The organism is Rhodopirellula europaea 6C (assembly GCF_000338295.1).
Taxonomy (GTDB): domain Bacteria; phylum Planctomycetota; class Planctomycetia; order Pirellulales; family Pirellulaceae; genus Rhodopirellula; species Rhodopirellula europaea.
In genome coordinates, this window is sequence record NZ_ANMO01000216.1 from 325,938 (window position 1) to 345,520 (window position 19,583).

A 19,583-nucleotide genomic window follows, 5' to 3' on the forward strand; every position below is an offset into this window, starting at 1 on the left:
GGTGAACACGGCGAGTTCACCAGTCGGGCCAATATGTTACTTGACCCAACCGATCCCCCAACCGTTTTTACGAAAAATATCGATCCGAGGAGATCGATTGTTCGCTATCGGAGTCGCCCGATTCACGTAATTTTTCGCACAGCTCGTCCTGATTCATCGCGAATCGGGGGTTGATTTCGACTTTGACCGAATCGTCCACCGTCACGCCGCACGATCTCAGCCAGCCTCGGTGGAGATCGCAAATCGCTTGTTGGGCCAATTCGGGGGTGTCTGTCGCCGCACCGTTAGCATTCTTCACCGGTGCAAAGGCCTCGGCCGGATTTGCTTCACAAACAATCGTATTTTTTGCATTAGGGAGCAGGTCAAAAATGAATTGCTCGAATTTGATGGCATTGGGACTTTCCGGAGTCACCAATTGGCCGTCCGCGTCCACGTGAGCAACCTTTTTATTGGCCCGGTGAATTGGAAGGGAAGTGTCCAGCTCCAGCATCCGTTCCAGGAAGTCGAGGTCGAACAGATGGACCGCAATGTTGCCGGCCCAAAGTTTCAGGCTGCCATCGGCGTTGGTCATTTCGGCGGCCGAGTCTGGCAGATCGCTGTATTCGATGATTTGTGTCTGACCGTCGATCTCGACGATGTTCCCTACTTTTTCGGTTGGGTAACGTTTGCGGATCACCTGCGTGGTCATCTCGCTGTTGGCCAACAAATGGTGGCCGATGAAAACGGGATCGCACAGACCGACCAATGGATTGTCGACTTGGAAGTAGAACAAGTGTTTGCGTCCGTTCTTCCGCATCTCTTCCATGCAACCGTTTCGCGAAAGAGCGCGGAGCGTTCCGCCATGTCCGTCAGGGCTGAGCGCGAGCGAACCTTTTTCGGCCAACAACACTTGTCCGGTCTCGGCATCGACCGCTGGCATGGTGCCTTGCTGGAAGATCGTGACCTGCTCGGGTTTCAATCCCAAGTAGTTGTTCTCTTCAAAGTAGCGACGTGTTTCGGCGTGGGTTGCTTCGCTGGTCATCAGATACAGAGGCACGTCGACGCCGTACTTCTCTCCCGCCGCGATCAGACGGTCCGCGAAAAACTGAAACAGTGTTCGCTCGCTGACGGGGCCGACGGGGAACATGCCTTTGGGTTGATCGAAGCCCAGTCGAGTGCCCTGCCCTCCGGCGACCAACACCGTCGCGATCTCACCGGCTCGCAAGGCTTCTTCGCCGCGTTTCTGGGCATCGTCGAGGGTCCAGTCGCAACCGCTTCCGTCGCTGGCGACCGCTTGAGGCATTGTCGCTCGCGCGGCCAGTTCACCGAAGTCGACTGATTTGTCTTTGCCTTCGATCAGCGTTTTGAGACGAGCGAAGTCGACCTGCGCGATCTGCTCGCTCAAGCGAGATTGCTGGTCGGAATCAAGCGAGTCCCAGAAACGCAGCAAGTGTGTTTGTTCGAAGGGCTCCAAGCGAGATTTCAGCTCATCGAACGAAAGAGTGGGCTGGCTTTGAGCGGACGACTGGGCGGCAGACATTGGCAACTGGTGGATTCTTTGAGGAAAGGTGAATGCATTGAATTGCAAGCAAAGACGGCAGCTCAGAACAGCATATTCTGTTCCGTACCCATTCCAGCCACCCGTTGGAGAGATTCGCGAAAACTTCGTCAATCCTGTTCGGGACGCGGGAATGCTGCGGGTTGGCCAAACCATTCCGGATGGAACCCCTGGCGAACGGCTAACAGAACCGCCTTACCGTGTTGGTGCGGGGCGCCGTGGGTGGTGTCCCACTCGAGGCGTTCTTCATAACGCAGTACTCGCAGCTTTGATTTCGGGTCACATGCCCAGCCGACCAATTGATTCGGGCGGAAATAATTGATGACCGCACCCGCCGTTTCGCTGACGGGTTGGTCGCTTTCCTTGCCTGGTGATTGGTTGCTGCCCGGATCTTCGGTTGTGTGAACTTGGGCGTACAGCATGCCGTGGTCGGTCAAGGAGGCACTCATTTTGTTCCAAACGGCCGGTGCGTCGGACTCGGGAATGTGATCCAGAACCGTTGTCGCGATAACGGCGGAGTACACATTCGCTTCCATCGACAACTCGCGAACGTCGCAGACGACGGTCTGAATCCGTTCGGACAGATCTGCACGTTCAGCTCGTTCGCGGATCCGGTCGAGCCCTCGCTCGCTGACGTCAACCGATGTGACGTCGTAACCCGCCGCGGCGAGAGCCAGCGTGTCTCGACCGGCCCCAGCACCCAAATCGATCGCTTTCGGCCGTTGGGTGTAGGTCGATGCCTTCGCGCCGGTTTGGCTCAAGTAAGCAGCCAATTCCGGCGACGGTTGCATGCCGTATGCGATGTTTTCACGGTCGTAGGCTTCGAAGAAGAAGTCGTTGGATGGGTCGTCGGTGACTCGATTCACGCTGATACAGACTGTCTGAAGAAATCGGATAAAATTGAGTTGTCCTTGGCAAGATAGCCCGCCGGAAAGCGAAACACACACATGCCACCCATTGAAACCACGATCGACAGCAGCGACGAGTCCCCTGACTCTTTCGCGAAAAGTTCGCTGGTGACGGCCGAATTGGTGTCTGATCCGGTCGTTGATGCTGAACTTGTCCCCCGCTGGAAACGTGCTCTGGCTTCAGTTGGTCGCTGGAGTTTGTTGCTGATTTTGGCGTTGATGACCTTCGGGTTTCTGTCCTCCGGTTTGAGCCCCGACCCATCCGCGATCTTTGATGAAGACAACGCCAAGTCCGCTGTCGCTCAAGATGAAAACGTCAACGACATCGGTGCCGAGGCCGTCGCAATCGCGTTGAATGACAATCCAGCGACCGCAATCGAACCGGTCAGCCTGCGTTCGACTGAGTCGCAACCGCCGGGTAAAACCAACTCGAAAAAGAGCGATTCGGAACTCGCGTTGGTTACAGGAAAGATTGCCGAACAATGGCGGGCGGAGTTGGATTCTCGCGGATTGGAAGCGGCACCCATGGCGGACTGGTTAACCGTGTGCCGCCGTTTATCGTTGGCATTGGCGGGCACCGGGTTGTCGTTGGAAGAGATCCGGTCGCTGCAGCGATTGCCCGAAGCCGATCGCGTCGAGACGCATCGTGAGAGATTGCTAAGCAGTGAACGCTTTCATCATTACTGGGCCGAACGAACCGCTCGTTATCTGGTGGGTGCCGATGAAGGGCCATTCATCTTCTACCGCGGGCGGCGGTTCCGCACTTGGCTGGCTGAACAGTACGCGAAGAACACTCGCTACGACGAATTGGTTCGGATGTTGATCACGGCCGAAGGAGTCTGGACGGATCGGCCGGAAGTCAATTTCCACACCGTCACCTTTGATAGCGGAGACAACGCTCCGGATCCAATTCGCTTGGCTGCACGAACGACGCGAGCTTTTTTGGGCGTGCGGATTGATTGCCTGCAATGCCACGATGATTTTCTAGGAAACGTTTCGCTCGGTGATGCGTCCTGGATCATGTCGTGCGGGGCGGACGACGCGACGATCCAAGCTGCGTCGGAGGGAGACGCGAAATATGTCTTGCGGGAAGGAACCCAGGAAGATTTTCACTCGCTCGCGGCATTTTTCACGGCGGCGACCAGCGAAGGTGTTCAAGGATTGAAAGACAAACGAGCGAACTACGAGTATCAGTACTTGTACGCGGATGAGACGGTGCCGGTTGAGCCAAGCGTTCCATTCCTGCGTGAATTGTTGCCTCCGCGTCCGACGAATCAACAAGACGATTCCGATGAGGCCGACGTCGAAGAAACAGCGGAGGAAGTTGCGACCCAAGAAGTTGTCGCGGATGAACCAGACGCTGCGCCGGAGTTTGGCGATTTGCCTCGATACCTGAGTGACCGGGAACGGTTGGCGTACTGGTTGACTCATCCGGAAAACAAACCAGCCGCGCGGGCCGCGGTGACTCGTGTGTGGACTTTATTGTTCGGGCAGCCACCAGCTATTGAGACGGACTATGGATTCCAGGTTGGCGAAGTCGATAACTTGCCATTGGATTCACCACCATCGCCGATGATCGAAACCCTGACCGAAGCGTTCATCGAAAGTGGTTTCGATATTCGGAAACTGATCCGTTGCATCACCGATTCCCCCGCTTTTCGCGTCAGCAGTCGTGCGGACTTCGATGTGACCGAGCAGCATGAGCTGGCGATGGCGGTGTTCCCGGTGACTCATCTGCGAAGCGAGCAGGTTGCCGGTGCGGCGATTCAGGCCGGACGTGTCAAAACAATCAATCGTGATTCATCGTTCTTTGTTCAGTTGCAGCAGTTCGGAAACTTGAATGACTTCCTGAAACGGTACGGCGATCTGGGTGAAGACGAGTTCACTCAACAACCCGTCACGATCACCCAACGATTGGTGATGTTGAACGGAAAGCTGATCAACGAAACGGCGAGCCCCAACCCCATCCTGAATGCCTCCTCGCATATCGAGATGTTTGCGAGAGACGATGAGGATGTGGTTCGAACGTTGTATTTGACAGTGTTGAATCGTGAACCCAGTGAGCGGGAACTGGAACACTTTGTCGAACGTCTCACCAAAGAGAGTCGCGAGAAGAATGATCCGCCGACATCACGCAAACAAGAGATCACGGATCTGACGTGGATTCTGCTCAACAGCAGTGAGTTTGCCTGGAACCATTGAGGCCAGAACCTTGTTTGAAACCAACCGGAGCCTTTCATGAGCATCTCATTCAACGACCACCACGGATCCATCGGTCGACTGGGCGAGGGACTGCGGAGCGGTTTGTGTAGTGCTCAGGTTCACCTGTCTCGCCGACGACTGTTGGGAGCAGGCTCCGCATTGATGATGTCTTCACTGGCACGTCGGTTGACGTTGGCTGCGGAGCAAAAAGCGGATTCGGGCAAGCCACCGAAGAGTGTGATTTTGCTGTGGATGGAAGGCGGCCCGAGTCAGTTGGAAACCTTCGATCCTCATCCGGGCACAAAGTTCGGTGGTGATGTCGGCGATGTCGCCACCACATTGAAGGACGTGCGAATCGCGGACACGATGCCGCGATTGGCCGAGCAGATGCACCTTTGTTCGCTGGTACGGAGCGTGGTTGGGAAGGAGGGCGATCACGAGCGAGCGATCTATGCGATGAAGTCAGGATATCGCCCCGATCCAACGCTGGAGCATCCGTCGATCGGCAGCATTCTTTGTCACGCCGACGATGCGGGAGCTGACATCCCGAGGCATATCGCGATCCTGGCTGGCCGTACCGCTGCGACGGGCGGATATCTCGGGCCGCAGTTCGATGCGTTCAAGACCGGGGACCCGCTCGAACCGGTTCCTGATGTTCGCGCAAGAGTCGATGAGTCGCGTTATCAACGTCGGCTGGATGCGCTGAACAACGTGCTGGAACCTCAGTTCACACGAGGTCGCATTCGCAATTTGCAAGAGAACCGAACATTGCATTTGGCTGGCACACAAGCCGCTCGGAAGATGATGTCGAGCGACCAATTGACGGCATTTGATGTGAAAGAAGAACCGCAAGCTGAGTTAGACGCGTTCGGCGATCACCCGTTTGGCCGAAGTTGTTTGGCTGCGTCTCGATTGGTGGAGGTCGGCGTTCGTTGCGTCGAAGTGACACTGAGTGGATGGGACAGCCACATCAACAATCACAGTTTGCAATCAAGTGCGGCGGGAACCTTGGACGAAGGCATTGCTGCTCTGTTGAAACGATTGGAAGAACGCGGTTTGTTGGAGTCCACGCTCGTCGTTTGCGGCGGTGAGTTTGGACGCACGCCACAGATCAATCCGGCAGGTGGACGTGATCATTGGATCCACGGATTCAGCACATTGTTGGCCGGTGGCGGTATTCGTCGTGGGCATGTTCACGGTGCGACGGGACCAGAGCCCAACGCCGACAAACCAGATGCTCATGTGGAAAGTCCGGTCACAATCCCGGATCTGCATGCCACGATCTTGTCCACTCTGGGGCTGGATCCGACCGAAGAATTGGACACTCCGATTGGGCGTCCAATGAAACGCAGCGAAGGCGAAGTCATCGAGTCGATCATCGCCTAGAACGAGGTGACCAAGGTCACTGTGCGGGTTGCATCCAGTTGATTTCGAATGATGCGGGTTCCTGGGCAACATCGAGGTTTCCAAAGGCAACCGCGGTGACTGTTTGGGCATCCACTGAATCGGCGAACGTGACCGGATAAGCTTTGCCGTTCATAAGTCGAACTTGGTAACCGTCGGATTCTTCCGCGTCGACAAATTTACCGAGGATGAACGCTCCGTCGGTTTGGCGATCTTCCTGCGGTGTGTCGATCCAAGCTGGTACCTGCTTGGCAAAGGAAATGAACAGGTTCTTGTTGGATTTGATGCGATCCACCAAAGGTTGCAATTGGTCGTAATTGCCGGGCGAAGTTTCGGCAGACAAACGAGAGAGCATTCCATAGGCGAAGATCACCGCTTGGCCGTATTTGGGATCCGCTGCATCGATGCCCTCGAGTTGATTCAGCACCATGTCGATCTCGTCGATGGCAGCGGTCATGTCAGCATTGCTGTCATCGGACGCGGTGGCTTCTGGAGTGGCTGGCATTTCCGTGTCGTCGGAGGCCACTTCATCGATCGCTGGCGGCAATCCAGGCAGGCGATCCTGAGGCTCTTCGGCGGTTGGAGCTTCATCGGTTGTTGCTGGCGCGTCCATGGGAGCTTCCTCCTCGGAGGTCGCGATCGATTCCACAGGCGGTTTTGCCACTTCGGTGACCGATGGTTCGTCGGAGGGCAATGGCTGAAGATCTTCCGGCGGCGTTTCAAGATCGTCTTCCGCAGCAGGCTTGTTGCTGCTCGTCGTCATGTCGCTCAGTTCAGCCAAAGCATCCGTGGCGGGGTCGGTTGCGGGGACCATGTCCGCTTCCGATGTGTCGAGTTCGACGGGGGGCGGTGTTGAGGTGTCGTCGCTCGAGTCGTTGTTCAGTTCTTCTCCGAGCGAACGGCCTTCGGGCGCGTCGTCCATGATCGGTGGAACGTATCCACCGGGATTGACTGGTGCCGCGGCCGATCGTTGGACTTGGTTGGATGAACTGTAGGTTCCGTCGAGCGGATAGAACCCGAGGTTGGGGAGTGCGTCGAGGTACCACAGCAATCCACCGCCGATGGGCAACGCCAGCAGAGCACCGAGAATGGGTGATCCAACGGTTTTGATCAGCGACTTTTTCTTGCGGCGTTTTTTGTCGCTGGTGTAGATCGCCATCGGAGCCACTTCTGGTTGGGCTTCGACCGCTGAGTCGCTTCGATCTTCTGGGATGGTGAACTCATCCAAATCGTCGGCGTCGGCAGATGGTTCCACCGATGTGAGTTCGGGTTCGTCGGTCGGCGATTCGAAAACATCCGAATCCAGCGTTTCCAATTCGCCGACTTCTTCGGTCGTGTCAGCGGCCTCGGGTTCTGGCTCGAGAGTTGCGAGACTGGGAGCTTCGAGGCTGGATGCTTCGAGACCGGGAGCAGCACCCGCGAGAGCAAAGCCAGCTGACGCAGCAGGCTCTTCATCGTCGCCATCGACGGGTTCCAAATCCGCGAGGGGGTCTGCACCGGTGTTCAGGTCGTCGCCCACCACGATCAAAGCGGGAGGCATCGCGGATTCAATTTCTTGTTGATCTAGCGTCGACAAACACCACGGGCACTGAACCTGAGCCGTCGCTGCAACCTGTCCTGAAAGCAAACGATCAGGGATCCGGACTGATTCGTGGCAACGGGGACAAGGGGTGACCAACATGAGCGAGACCAATCCGGCGGGAATTGTTTGTTACGAGACTCGGGTATTGTAACTACGCTTCGCGGGCATTTCAGCCCGCCGATTGCGGGTCAATTTCTTCATCCGCGTGGCTCGTTTTCAGTTCATGGTTCAGGATCTCGAGCAGGGTTTGCAGGAACACCACCACCATGGGGCCCACTAAAATCCCGATCGGACCAAACACGGACACTCCACCGATCACACTGAGCAGAGCAAACAGTGGATGCAGTTGGCTGCGACCGTGCAGCACATAAACCTTGATGACATTATCAATCGATGAAACGACGGCTGCGCCATAGACCGCAAGGAACGCGGCGGCGATCCAGCGTTGATCTACCAAGCCCAACCACAACGCACACGGAACCCAAACCGACGCGGCTCCCAAAAAGGGAACCAAGGCCATCACACTGGTCAGGAACAACAGCAGCACGATTTGATCGAAACCGCAAAGCCAGAATCCAATGGTTGCCAAGATCCCTTGGACAACGGCGCTGGCAACACTCGCCAACACCACCGCTCGGCTGGTGCGATCAAACTCCATCAGCAGTTGATGTTCGTAGGCATCGTCCATCGGTGAGAGACGCATGAGCGTTCGGATCATCACCGGGCCATCGATCAAAAAGAAGTAGACCGAGACGACCAGGATCACCAAACCAAAGATGACTTGAACGACAATGCTGCCGGTCGCGCTTGTCAGCCGCACAAACCTGGGCTGCAAAGATTCGCGGGCCATTCGAATGAGCGACGAAAAGTCTTTTTCATCGGGGTTCGCGATCAGGCTGAGCTGGCTGCGAAGAGAGCCGCCCAGCAGCTGATTCATCCAACTTCGGACCGCGGCGGCGGTCTTGACCGCTGGTTGTTCGAAGCGTTCGTTCTTGTTCAGTTGAACCAACAATTGAGGCTGCGGGTTTTCGGATGCTGCGCTCGGTGAGTCAGCATCGGATGATGGAGCATTGATTGAATCGGTTTCGTCCTCGCTGGGTTCAACCGTGATGGCCGTTAAAGGTGGATCCGGCATTTCCGCGGCCGCTGATTCTTCAACGTCATTCACTAGATCGGCATCGGCGTCCAGTTGATCGGGATCAATTTGGCCAAGCGATGATGTCGCTGGTCCGGAGGGTTTGGGAACAAGGTTGTCACTGATCGAAATGTCGATGTCTCGATCAATGTTTTCTGAGTCGATGGAAAGAATCAGCAGTTCCGCGTACTCGTTCAAATTGTTGATGGCGATTTCTGAGGCGGTCTCGGCGATACCAGCGTTGGGAACTTCGGATTGCAGGTAGTTGATGATCGCGGCAGCCTGCTGAAGCTCGTTGATCTTGGCCCGGACGGCTTGCGGATCATCCGCTCTTGGCACGTTGATGTCGCCAACGATTCGGTCCAGTTCCCGAAAGTGTTCGGGGTGTGGGAGAGACAATCCGACTTGCGAGCGGACTCGTTCCATCGCGACTGACATGTTGCTCAGGTTCATTTTGCTGAGCAGGATCGTGAACTGGGTCGTCGCGACGGAGACCAGAACTCCCAGCGGCAGCAAGACGATGAACAGGATCAACGCGGTCGTTGTTCCCGCGGCCAACCGACGACGTCGTCCGACTTTTTCGAAAATCCACAAATGGACAGGGCGGAAAATGACAACCAAAAGGGCTGCCAAAAAGAGCGGGACGAAGAAACCGATCATCAATCGGTAGAACAATACCCCGACCGCCAAGATGCCGATCACCAGCATCACCACGGACATGATCCGCGAAAGCGATGGCAGTTGTGGAAAGAGGATTTGTTTGCGGGTGCCGGGTTGAACCGGCGTCTCGGAACTCTCATCAGTGGAGTCGCCGATCACCGCGGTGAGTTTCTCCGGTGAGTCAGTCGCCTCGGTTTCGCCATCCTGAGTCGGTGACTCAGGTTCGCTTGCGTTTGTGGAACTCGAGTCGACAGGCGGATCAGAGTCACTGCCGTTCCGGCGGCTCGGCTGGTTCTTTTTTCGTCGTCCCACAAACTCCCTTTCAATTTTGAGTCGCTGCGATCGCTTCGCCTTCCAAAGCGATCCCAATGTTCGACGTCACGGCATCGCGATTGATGGACAACGTGATGCGGTGGCGACCTCGCGACAAGGGGAGATTCTTCAATTGCCAGGTCGGCATGGGTTTCCCGTCGACCCAGGCTTCGATGCCGTCCCACTCGTTGTCGCTACCGGCGGCGTCTGTTTTCGACTGCAATTTCAATTGGATGTCGGTGGTCGTCGCATCGGAATCAGCCGGCGTGACTTCGATGTCGAAACGAATGAAGCTGGTCGGCGGCGTGTGACGATGCTGTTTGAATTTGTCGAGTTCCTCCAATCGAACTTTGCCGTCCACCATCGTCGTGAGGGCTCGCCAAGTCATGGCGGGATCGTCTTGAGCCGCCGTGTCGACGCTGGTTCGGTTCAGTCGACCGTTCGCGGCGGGCGTGTAGTTCATCGTCTCGAGGCTTCGAACCAGATTCTCCGTCGAAACGGTGAATTGCGGATCGCGTCCGAGAGCCGCAAGGAACGTCGTGAGGTCGACCAGCTCTGCTTCGGTCAGATTGTCGAGCAAACCTTCGGGCATCAACGATTTGCCCGGTGCATCATCCAAGATCGCATCGATTTCAATTTCTCGCACGGTGCTGTTGGCCAACCGCAAACGGATCGCATCGTCGGTTTCGCCGATGGAAATTCCGCTGATGACTTCTCCGTCTTCGGTCAAAATCTTGCGAGTGGAATAGCCTTCTTTCAGCCGAGCACTTGGGTCGAGCAGCGATTCCAGGACATAGTCCGGCTGCGAGCTGCCGCCCAATGAGACCAAGTTGGGGCCAACGAGTCCTCCGCCTTGTCCGATGGCGTGGCAGGAAATGCATTGCAATTCATTGCGGCGGTAAACCAGCTCGCCTCGCGAGGCCGAACCTGTTTCCCGCACTCGTTTGAGCAACCGATCTTTCAGCTCCGGCGACAAGACCCAGGTCGCATCGTCGAGCTTGCCGGACTTGCGGATTGCTTGTTCGAGTTCGGCGTTTCCTCCGGCGGAGCGGACCGATCGCAGCAATGTCCGAGCGGTATCGGAAGGCAATTCCATGTCGCTCATTTTCGCGGCGTATCGTTTCACCAAATCGGGGCGGGAAAGCGAGCTAACCAACCAGTTTTCGGCGGCTTTTGATAGTTCGGCTTCGGTCAAAGCGTCCAAGACCAATGGAACCGCCGCACCGGGACGCGAGTTGACCAAGCCATCGATCGCCGCAGTTCGATCAGCGATCGACCCTTCTTTGGCGATGCTCATCAATTGTTGATTGGCCTTGGGAGACGAGAGCGATGCCAACGCGTTGATCCAAATTTGCCGGTCCTCTGCAGCCGCGTCCGAGCGAGTTTGAATGGCGGACAACAAGGTTGCTTCTGTGGATTGCAATTTCCATTGCTGGGTCGCTCGCGAAATCCATCGCATCGTGGACACCTTCAGTTGGCCGGCGTCTTGTTTGGCTAGCCATTGATTCACGCTGGCGTTTGCTTTGGCAGGAGCAACGTTCTTGCGTGGTGCCGTCGCATCCAGCAATGTGCTGATGCGGCGTTCGACGTGAGTTGGATTTCCGGACAACAACCGCTTGAGGACGCCGCCGAGTTGTTCTGCGGTCGCGACTTCGCCAACAGCTTGAAGCCACTGATCATCGGCTTCGTCCGAAGAGATTTCTTCCCATTCGATGCGGTCGATCAACAGCTTCGCGGCGTCGGCATTGCCAACGGCTCGGACTGCCCACGCCAGCGTTTGCGGGGATTTTTCCCAAATCTCTTGCAGCGTGTCGTTTCCATCTTGCCAGTGCTCCGCCGTTTCGCGAATGGATTGCCACAAAGCGAAGTCGATCGATTTTTGTGACGACAATGGTTGGTCGGAGGCGAGCAAACGCGAGAGAATTTGGTGGAGCCAAACCGCTGATTCTTCGGTGTCCAATTGGCCGCATTGCACGATGACTTCCAGGGTCAACGCGAGGTCGGTGATCTCCGTCGCGGCACCGACCAGTTTGGCCGCATCGGCCATGGCTTGTTTGGCGGTGGGGGCGTTCAGCGTCGTGAGTTGATTGGCTGATCGGAATTGGCTTCTTAGCCAAGCTGCGGCGTTGTCCGGAACCGAACTTGGATTGGACTTCCACGATTCAATTCGTGCCATCGCGAGTGGCATAGCGACCGTTTGGAGAGCCGCTTCACGAAGCCACTGTGCTTCCAGCGTGCGAGTCGCCAGTTGGTCGCCACCTTGGTTAACCCATTCGTCCACCGTGTCGAAGAAGCCCGGATCTTCCAGGTGATCCCATAACGTTTGACGAGCGAATTGACGGACCGCAAGCGATTCGTCTTCGAGGTAGCCCAGCAGTTCGGATGTGGTCGCGGACAAGAAGTCCGGCCATGGATCGAGCGGTCGATCGGGAAAGGACAGTCGCCAGATACGACCATGTTCAGTGTCGCGACGCGGATCGCGAAAGTCGACTTCGCCGTGTTGAATGATGGGGTTGTACCAGTCGGCAATCAGCATGGTTCCGTCGGGAGCCATGCGAGCATCGATGGGACGGAATGCAACGTGTTCGGTCGTTACCAGTTCGGGTTGTTGGCGGCTGATGTAATCGGCCCCATTAGGACGCACGCTGAACCGGCACACGCGGTGGCTGCGGAAGTCATTGGTGACCAGGTCGCCTTGCCATTCTGGTGGAATGTGTGTTCCGGAGAGCACTTCCAAACCGCAATGTTTGGGGCTGCCGGGGTTCAGTCCCAGCAACCATCGGGTCGCACCGGGAGAGGTTTTGAACACGGCATCGGGGAAGGCGTGGGTGATGCCATCAAAGGCGGCTCCATCGGTCACGAAGGATTCGCCGGAGCGGTTGACGATGTGCCCCCAAGGATTGATGAACCCTTTACAGAAAATATCCAGTTGTCCGGTGCTGGGGCGATAACGCCAGATCCCGCCTCCGTCCAGACGTTTGGTTCCATCGGGCGTGTCGATGTGCGAGTGAATGTAGATGGATTGGTTGAAGTACAAGCATCCGTCGGGACCCCAACGAAGTGTGTGCACCAAGTGGTGTGTGTCCTCGGTACCGAACCCGCTCATCACGACGCGTCGTTCGTCGGCGACGCCATCGTGGTCGGTGTCTTTGAAGTACAGCAGTTCGGTGCTGGCCGCGACGTAGGCGGCGTGGGGCCCGTCGGGGATCACACCCGTGGGAATCAACAACCCGTCCGCGAAAACGGTGCTGGATTCGGCGACGCCGTCTTTGTCCAAATCTCGTAGCACGACAATTTGGTCGTTGGGGATCTCACCCGGTTTGACTTGCGGGTAGGACTCGCTGCTGGCCACCCAAAGAGCCCCCGTGCAGTCAAAGTTCATTTGGATCGGTTTACGAATCGCGGGATCCGCCGCGAAAAGATTGATCGCCGCTTTGGGATCCAACTTCATCGCCGCCGCTTCAGCGTTCGGATCAGGTTCCGGGATGTCGGTCAGGTCTCGTTGAGCGTTTGCAACGGTTGCAAAACAGCTGAGACAAACCGCAAAACAAAGCGAAAGAGGGGGGCGCCGGAGATTCATTCTTGGGATTCAATTCTTGACAGAAAATCAGGATGGGCTCTTCTAGTTTCCACACGAACGCTAACAATCTATCAGGTTTTCGTCCCGAAACTGCCATGCTGCGACACTCCATCTGGCGTGCCCCTACCTAGCGAACCCGTAAGCCCGGAATGACCGCCGCACCCGAATCCGTTCGACTCTTTCAGACTCACGAGATGGAGTCATTGCGCCGTGATCGTCGGTTGGACCCTCAGGTGTTTCGGAAACTGCGAAACGATCTGCTGAAGAAGTTTGAATCCGACGAAGCGGTTTCAATGAAGTATCCGGTGGCCGAGGGGATCGAACTTCACTCGTTGAACCTCTATCAGCGAATGGATTCTGAGATCGACGGAGCGACCAAGCTGCTGTTCGAAACCGAGTCGGGCATGTTGATCGAATCAGTGATCCTTCGCATCGCGACGGGACGCACGACGCTGTGCGTTTCAAGCCAGATCGGATGTGCCGCAGCGTGTGACTTTTGTGCGACCGGCAAAATGGGAATCGCGAAGAACCTGGCGACCGAAGAGATTCTGGACCAAGTCGTTCAAGCCGGGCAGATTCTACGAGGTGAAGACCGGAGGCTGAGCAACATCGTCTTCATGGGAATGGGCGAACCGTTGCACAACGAGGTGAACGTGACCGAAGCGATTGAGTTGCTGACGGCACCAGATCACTTTGCTCGTTCGCCGTCGACGGTATTGGTTTCGACGGTCGGCGTTCCCGCAGGGATGCTTCGTTTGGCAAAGAGGTTTCCGAATTTGAATCTGGCTCTCAGTCTGCATTCCGCTGATCAAACCACTCGTGAAAAGATCATCCCATTGGGCAAGAAGGCATCGCTGACGCAATTGCATGACACGATTGATGAGATCCAATCGATCCAAGATCGCGAATTCATGATCGAATACCTGATGCTTCGCGATGTGAATGATTCCACGGAAGATGCGAATCGATTGATCGACTGGATTGGCGATCTGCGAGTGCATGTGAATTTGATTCCATACAACACGATCGAAGCGTCCCCTCATCTGCACGCATCACCGCGACCGGTCATCGAATCGTTCGCTGACATCTTGAAAGCATCCGGTTTGAAGACCACGGTGCGATACAGTTTGGGCAATGACATCGAAGCCGCGTGCGGACAGTTGATTCGCCAAGAGAACCGTCAGCGGGCCATGCAGGCTCGGCGGGCGGAGTCGGATTCCGACTCACATGTTGGCTTCCTCGACGTGCGGCAAGTCGTCGATGGTCTCGAGTCCCAGAAGAACAAGTAATCGCTCGGCGGGATAAAACCGCGAAACCAGTTTGTCAGTGCCGTCGCCGGGCTCCCGTTTCACTTCCACGAGGCGACGACGAACCATTTGGTTGAGCAGCGAACCGCTGTCGCGGCCTCGCAAATCGGTGACGCGGGCCGACGTGATGCCGGGTTGGTAAGCGACCAAGGACAGCACTTCGACCGCGGATTGGTTCAACCGCGTTTCGCGAATTTTGCCGGTGAAAGCCGCGCGAACTGATTCCACTTCGGGGGCGACCACCATGCGGTACCCACCGTCTTGTTCGACGATTCGTATTCCCTGTCGCTCGGCACGATAGGACGCATTGAGTTGGTCGATGATGTCGACGACCTCCTCCGGTGAAAAGCCACGCATGATCGAGGCCAGACGCGGCGGTGTCAGAGGCAGGTTGTCTGGATGCCCGACGAACAATGCCGCTTCCACGATGGCTTCGGGAGTCGCGGCCTGATCGGCGGAGGCGTCCAATTCGGCGGAGCTTTGTGCTGCGACTGCCAGTGCTTCGTCGCTGTCCGGATCTTCTTCGATGAACTCTTCGGCGGATTCGTTTTCGCTTGGTTTGGGATCCGGTTCGGAACGCAATAACTCGGCGGGATCCAGATCGGCCGGGGCTTCGTCACCACTTTCTGACATTGCGGCAACGCGGGCGTATGCGGCCCCGAGTTGCTCCAGCGAGAAACCTTCTTCGTCGTCATCGAACTCGTTGTCGAGTTCGCCTTCGTTCTCAGGCAATTCGTTTTCTGGTTGCCCGGTTTCAGCGTGCTCATCTTCGGGCGAGTCGGTTGGTTCATTCATGGAAGTTTTGCCGCAATTGTTTCATGCCTCGGTGCAGCAGTCCCGCGACCGATCCGGTGGTCTTGTCCATCCGCTCCGCGACTTCGGACAATTTCAATCCTTCGAGGTAATGCATCGCGATCGCGTCTCGCTGGGCTTCCGGCAACGATTCGATCGCCTCGGCCAATGACACCAGCGATTCGCCCACCATCGCGTGTTGGCTGGGCGTGCCGACATCGCCGGCGAGCAATCCTTCCAACCGCATGGAGGATTGTGCCACCCGCTGTTCCATCGATCGTTCGCGGCGAATGTCGCGTTTGTCGCGGTGCAGATCGCGATCCAGGTGACACATTTGCCGCACCAAAATTTTCCGCAACCAAGCCCGCCATTCGGCTTCCGTTGTGCCGCGATATTGATCGATGGCGGCAACGGCTTGCATCATCGTTTGTTGAACGATGTCGGATGCGCCCAGTTTGGCTTTGTAGCTCGCTCGCATTTGCATTCGAGCCAACATTCTCAAATACGGCTCGTACCGAGCGATTTCTTCGGCTCGGGCGGGCGATTCGTGGGGCTCGGAGGGGGCGGGTTCGGAGGGATCGTTGGACGTCATCGTTGGTTCGATCGGGTTTGTCGCTTCGCGGGTTGCCAGCGGACCGTTACAGTAGCAGAACTTTCCGGGCGGATTGGAGACGTTCCGGACACATTTCATTGCCTGAAACCGTTTGATTGATCGCCTGATGGCTCGCGAAGCAATTTACCAACAATCGAATCCAGACCCTGGCGGGGATCCACCGGAAGATGGTCCTCCGAGTGAAAAAGGCGTCGCGGATGGCGGGGAGGAGCCCGATCGCGGTCCCGATCCGGATGTCACCCTGCGCCCGCAACGCATGGCGGAAATGGTGGGTCAGCAGGACGTGATCGAACGGTTGCGAATTGCGATCGACGCGGCTCAAGTGCGTGGCGAACCACTGGGGCATATTCTGTTCGATGGACCGCCCGGATTGGGAAAGACCACTTTCGCGACGGTCATTCCTTCGGAAATGAAAACGACGGTCCAAATGGCCAACGGTGCTGGGCTGAAAGCGCCGCGGGATCTGCTGCCGTACCTGACGAACGTCTCGCGAGGATCGGTGCTGTTCATCGATGAAATTCACCGGGTCCCGCGGGCAATCGAAGAGTATCTTTACACGGCGATGGAAGATTTTCGAATCGACATCGTCCTGGGCGAAGGCGTCAATGCGCGAACGCTGAACCTGAGTTTGGAACCGTTCACGTTGATCGGCGCGACCACGCGAGCCGGCATGTTAACCGCTCCGCTGCGAGACCGATTCCAGATCCGTGAGCACTTGGGGTGGTACACGCGAAAAGAGTTGGCGGAGATCGTGCTTCGCAATTCGAAGAAGCTGAACATCGACGTGGACCCAACATCGGCCGGAGTGATCGCGGATCGAAGTCGCAGTACACCTCGATTGGCCAACAACCGATTGTTGTGGGTTCGCGACTACGCCCAAAGCAAAACGAAAGGCAACGTGGAAGCGAGTGTCTGCGAAGCGGCTTTGGATATGATCGGGATCGATCATCTGGGACTCGATAAACAAGACCGCAACTACTTGGACACGCTGATGCGAGTTTTCCTCGGTGGGCCGGCCGGGTTGGACGCGATCGCCCACACGATGAATGTCAGCTCAGACACGCTCGAAGACGAGGTCGAGCCGTTTCTGCTGCGAAGTGAGTTGTTGGTTCGAACCCGACGAGGACGCTTGGCAACTCCGAAAGCGTTTGAGCACATGAAACGGCCAATGCCTGATCGGCCTCTTTGAAGGCTGACTGATCTCTTGCTCCGAGGAAATGAAGACTCAACGATTCCTCGGAGATTTTGCGAGAGATTGCCAAGATGGGGGCTCAACTAACGAAGAAAGTTTGTGATCACACCAGCCCCTTTCAATTTGTGACAGCAACGATGAATGACACCGACGAAACCGTCCTTTGGGAAGCGGAGTTCAATCCCAAAGTCAAAGTGTATTGGTTGATCAGTGCCGTGCTGACTACTTTTCTGACAATCTTTCTGATCCCGTTATTGCCGCTGATTGCGCCACTGGCTTGGTACATTTCGGGACTGTATCTGAAGAGTCATCGTTGCACGCTGACCGAGCGAACTCTGAAAGTCAGTCGTGGTGTTTTGGTGCGGCAGGAAAAAACGGTGCCATTGGACCGCATCACGGACTTGGGTTTGGTTCAAGGACCGATCATGCGGTCGTTGGAGTTGGAAGCGGTCAGTGTGGAGACCGCGGGCCAGTCAGGACCGGGCTCGTTGGTTCGTCTGACCGGCATCCGAAACGGCCGAGCTTTTCGCGATGCGGTGTTGAAGCAGCGTGACATGGTCACCGGTGGCGAGCCCGCTCGTTTGACCGCTCCCACCACGCAGTCCGAACTGTCGCGGGATGCCAACGTTCAAACGACACTGACCGAGATCCGCGATATCTTGAAACGGATCGAAGCTCGATCAACGTCGCTGTAAACGACGTAATCCTGTAGCTCGGTGGTCTCCACCGAGACGATCATGGTTTCGGCAACAAGTTCTCGGTGGAGGAGCACCGAGTTACAGGTTTTGGTTGAGCTGTAGGTTTACTTCTGGTTGTCGGGGCCGAGGTGCCAGTCCATTGCGTCCTTCATGATGCTGGCGTTGATCTGAAGCATTTGTCGCTTCATCGCTTCGACCCGCTCGGGTTGTTCCGCAGCCAAATTCCTTGTTTGGCCAGGATCATCCTTCAAGTTGTACAACTCGAAATTGTGATACGTGCCGGTCTTGATCGCGGGAATCCACTTCTCTTCGAACAGGTTTTTGTTCGACATCTCGTAGTCCCGAAAGCCGACCAGAGAGTAGTCGCCGTCTCGCATTGCAACGATGGGTTGAGATCTTTGCAAATGCCAAAACAAAGGTTGGTGACGCTCGAATGAATCGGCGTGCCCGGTCAACAGCGGCGTGAGGTCGCTGCCGTCAAGGTGAACCCGGGGTGGTGCGATTTTCAACATCCCACAGATTGTGGGCAGCACGTCGACCAAACCGGCAGGCTGATCCAAGACGACTCCCGCGGGAATGTGTCCCGGCCAGTGGAAAATGCCCGGCACGCGAATACCGCCTTCCCAGTTGGCTCCCTTTCGTCCGCGAAGATTGCCGACCCGATCGGTTCGATAGCTGCCATTGTCCGATGCATAGATGATCAGTGTGTTTTCGCGAACACCCAATGCATCCAATTTCGCGAGCAGCCGTTGGATGGCTTGATCGGTGTTGTCGATGGTTCCCGAGTAGATCGCGGCTTTGTCGTTCACCTTCCCGTATTTCTGCGTGACTTCATCAGGTGCCGCGATTGGTGCGTGCGGTTCGTGAAACCAAACGTTCAAAAAGAATGGCTGCTCCGGCTGGGATTCACGATGGCGGTCCATCCAACCGATCGCTTCGTCCGCGACGAGTTGGCAGGAGTAGCCTTCTAATTGACCGACCGGTTCACCATTGCGAATGAAGTTGTCCGGGTTGTGGTGGCTGGGTTGGGCGTTGTTCCAGGTAGCAAACCAGTGATCGAACCCGTGTTGATCGGGTGTTGGTTTGTCGCGTTCTTCCGTGGGCAGTCCCAGATGCCATTTGCCAACATGAGCGGTTGCGTATCCGGCGCCTCGGAGGACTTCCGCCAGCGTGGTTTCTCGCAGACGCAGGTGGGAGTTTTGTGATTCGTCCTGAATCCAGCTGTAGACACCGGCGCGAATGTGATGGCGACCGGTAATCAGTGTGGCTCGCGAAGGTGAGCAAACTGCGCATCCCGAATAGAACTGTTGAAATCGGGTTCCGCCGGCAGCCAGGTGGTCGATCGTCGGTGTCTCGACGGGACCGCCGTAGCAGCCCACATCGCGATACCCCAAGTCATCGGCGAGCAGCATGACGACGTTCGGCCGAGGGGCCTGGGCGTGGGCTTCGCCTGAGAGCTGACCGAAAGTCAGGATCGAAGTGATGAGCAACAGTCCAGTGGACCAAGACCGTTGGGCGGACCGGTGTGGAAACGTTGGAAGATGGGGAGGGTTGCTTGGCATGGCAGTTGGGCGGGATAGGAGGAAGGCGGGGACGCGGCAGTTTGTGGTGTGCCGGGCGAGGTCATCCAACGCATCTTAAACGAAGTGACGGCGACGGAT

Annotated in this window: 13 protein-coding genes; 5 read left to right on the forward strand and 8 right to left on the reverse strand. The window is 56.5% G+C overall.

Translation table 11 applies throughout. The features are described 5' to 3' along the window. Positions 1-67: 67 nt before the first annotated feature. Together RE6C_RS23530 and RE6C_RS23535 are read right to left on the reverse strand one after the other, a co-directional pair. Complete coding sequence (locus tag RE6C_RS23530; RefSeq protein ID WP_008660655.1) at positions 68-1,519, reverse strand: UTP--glucose-1-phosphate uridylyltransferase; 1,452 nt, start codon at positions 1,517-1,519, stop codon at positions 68-70. A 128-nt stretch (positions 1,520-1,647) separates the two neighbouring features. Further along, on the reverse strand, positions 1,648-2,403 hold the full coding sequence (locus RE6C_RS23535) for a class I SAM-dependent methyltransferase (RefSeq protein WP_008660656.1): 756 nt from the start codon (positions 2,401-2,403) through the stop codon (positions 1,648-1,650). Positions 2,404-2,484: 81 nt separating this feature from the next. On the opposite strand from RE6C_RS23535, the gene RE6C_RS23540 reads away from it, so the two are divergent. Further along, on the forward strand, positions 2,485-4,647 hold the full coding sequence (locus tag RE6C_RS23540; protein ID WP_008660657.1) for a DUF1549 domain-containing protein: 2,163 nt from the start codon (positions 2,485-2,487) through the stop codon (positions 4,645-4,647). Positions 4,648-4,683: 36 nt separating this feature from the next. Then, a complete protein-coding gene (locus tag RE6C_RS23545) occupies positions 4,684-6,033 on the forward strand; it encodes a DUF1501 domain-containing protein (protein ID WP_008660658.1) in 1,350 nt (449 codons plus the stop codon). A 16-nt stretch (positions 6,034-6,049) separates the two neighbouring features. Here the strand turns inward: RE6C_RS23545 and RE6C_RS23550 are convergent, their stop codons facing one another. The 3 genes from RE6C_RS23550 to RE6C_RS23560 all read right to left on the reverse strand — a co-directional run bounded on the left by RE6C_RS23550 (position 6,050) and on the right by RE6C_RS23560 (position 13,320). Further along, complete coding sequence (locus RE6C_RS23550; RefSeq protein WP_008660660.1) at positions 6,050-7,732, reverse strand: serine repeat-containing antigen; 1,683 nt, start codon at positions 7,730-7,732, stop codon at positions 6,050-6,052. 70 nt (positions 7,733-7,802) lie between these two features. Beyond that, entirely contained in the window at positions 7,803-9,740 is a 1,938-nt protein-coding gene (locus tag RE6C_RS23555) for an AI-2E family transporter (protein ID WP_008660662.1), read from the reverse strand. Positions 9,741-9,750: 10 nt separating this feature from the next. Next, complete coding sequence (locus RE6C_RS23560; RefSeq protein WP_008660663.1) at positions 9,751-13,320, reverse strand: PVC-type heme-binding CxxCH protein; 3,570 nt, start codon at positions 13,318-13,320, stop codon at positions 9,751-9,753. 149 nt (positions 13,321-13,469) lie between these two features. Here RE6C_RS23560 and rlmN point away from each other — a divergent pair, with 149 nt between their 5' ends. Beyond that, positions 13,470-14,609 (forward strand): 23S rRNA (adenine(2503)-C(2))-methyltransferase RlmN, encoded by a 1,140-nt coding sequence (gene rlmN, locus RE6C_RS23565; protein WP_008660665.1) that lies wholly within the window; start codon positions 13,470-13,472, stop codon positions 14,607-14,609. Here the strand turns inward: rlmN and RE6C_RS23570 are convergent. After that, positions 14,544-15,422 carry an SMC-Scp complex subunit ScpB gene (locus RE6C_RS23570; RefSeq protein ID WP_052035030.1) on the reverse strand — a complete coding sequence of 293 codons (879 nt, stop codon included), beginning with the start codon at positions 15,420-15,422 and terminating at the stop codon, positions 14,544-14,546. The two genes, rlmN and RE6C_RS23570, sit on opposite strands and share 66 nt — an antisense overlap. Then, positions 15,415-16,011 carry a sigma-70 family RNA polymerase sigma factor gene (locus RE6C_RS23575; RefSeq protein WP_008660666.1) on the reverse strand — a complete coding sequence of 199 codons (597 nt, stop codon included), beginning with the start codon at positions 16,009-16,011 and terminating at the stop codon, positions 15,415-15,417. The genes RE6C_RS23570 and RE6C_RS23575 overlap by 8 nt, the downstream gene beginning before the upstream one ends. 112 nt (positions 16,012-16,123) lie before the next feature. On the opposite strand from RE6C_RS23575, the gene ruvB reads away from it, so the two are divergent. Both ruvB and RE6C_RS23585 read left to right on the forward strand, forming a co-directional pair. After that, a complete protein-coding gene (gene ruvB, locus RE6C_RS23580; protein ID WP_008660667.1) occupies positions 16,124-17,221 on the forward strand; it encodes a Holliday junction branch migration DNA helicase RuvB in 1,098 nt (365 codons plus the stop codon). Positions 17,222-17,361: 140 nt separating this feature from the next. Next, positions 17,362-17,919, forward strand: a complete 558-nt coding sequence (locus RE6C_RS23585; protein ID WP_039963204.1) for a PH domain-containing protein — start codon at positions 17,362-17,364, stop codon at positions 17,917-17,919. A 107-nt stretch (positions 17,920-18,026) separates the two neighbouring features. On the opposite strand, the gene RE6C_RS23590 is transcribed toward RE6C_RS23585, so the two are convergent. Continuing rightward, complete coding sequence (locus RE6C_RS23590) at positions 18,027-19,334, reverse strand: sulfatase-like hydrolase/transferase (RefSeq protein WP_008660670.1); 1,308 nt, start codon at positions 19,332-19,334, stop codon at positions 18,027-18,029. Positions 19,335-19,583: the final 249 nt, after the last annotated feature.

Bases quoted from the DNA above. Each gene is read 5' to 3' on its own strand.
- RE6C_RS23575 (WP_008660666.1), bottom strand. From the start codon at position 16,011: ATGACGTCCAACGATCCCTCCGAACCCGCCCCCTCCGAGCCCCACGAA.
- RE6C_RS23570 (WP_052035030.1), bottom strand. From the start codon at position 15,422: ATGAATGAACCAACCGACTCGCCCGAAGATGAGCACGCTGAAACCGGG.
- RE6C_RS23585 (WP_039963204.1), top strand. From the start codon at position 17,362: ATGAATGACACCGACGAAACCGTCCTTTGGGAAGCGGAGTTCAATCCC.
- RE6C_RS23590 (WP_008660670.1), bottom strand. From the start codon at position 19,334: ATGCTGCTCGCCGATGACTTGGGGTATCGCGATGTGGGCTGCTACGGC.
- RE6C_RS23550 (WP_008660660.1), bottom strand. From the start codon at position 7,732: ATGTTGGTCACCCCTTGTCCCCGTTGCCACGAATCAGTCCGGATCCCT.
- RE6C_RS23560 (WP_008660663.1), bottom strand. From the start codon at position 13,320: ATGAATCTCCGGCGCCCCCCTCTTTCGCTTTGTTTTGCGGTTTGTCTC.
- RE6C_RS23530 (WP_008660655.1), bottom strand. From the start codon at position 1,519: ATGTCTGCCGCCCAGTCGTCCGCTCAAAGCCAGCCCACTCTTTCGTTC.
- rlmN (WP_008660665.1), top strand. From the start codon at position 13,470: ATGACCGCCGCACCCGAATCCGTTCGACTCTTTCAGACTCACGAGATG.
- RE6C_RS23545 (WP_008660658.1), top strand. From the start codon at position 4,684: ATGAGCATCTCATTCAACGACCACCACGGATCCATCGGTCGACTGGGC.
- RE6C_RS23540 (WP_008660657.1), top strand. From the start codon at position 2,485: ATGCCACCCATTGAAACCACGATCGACAGCAGCGACGAGTCCCCTGAC.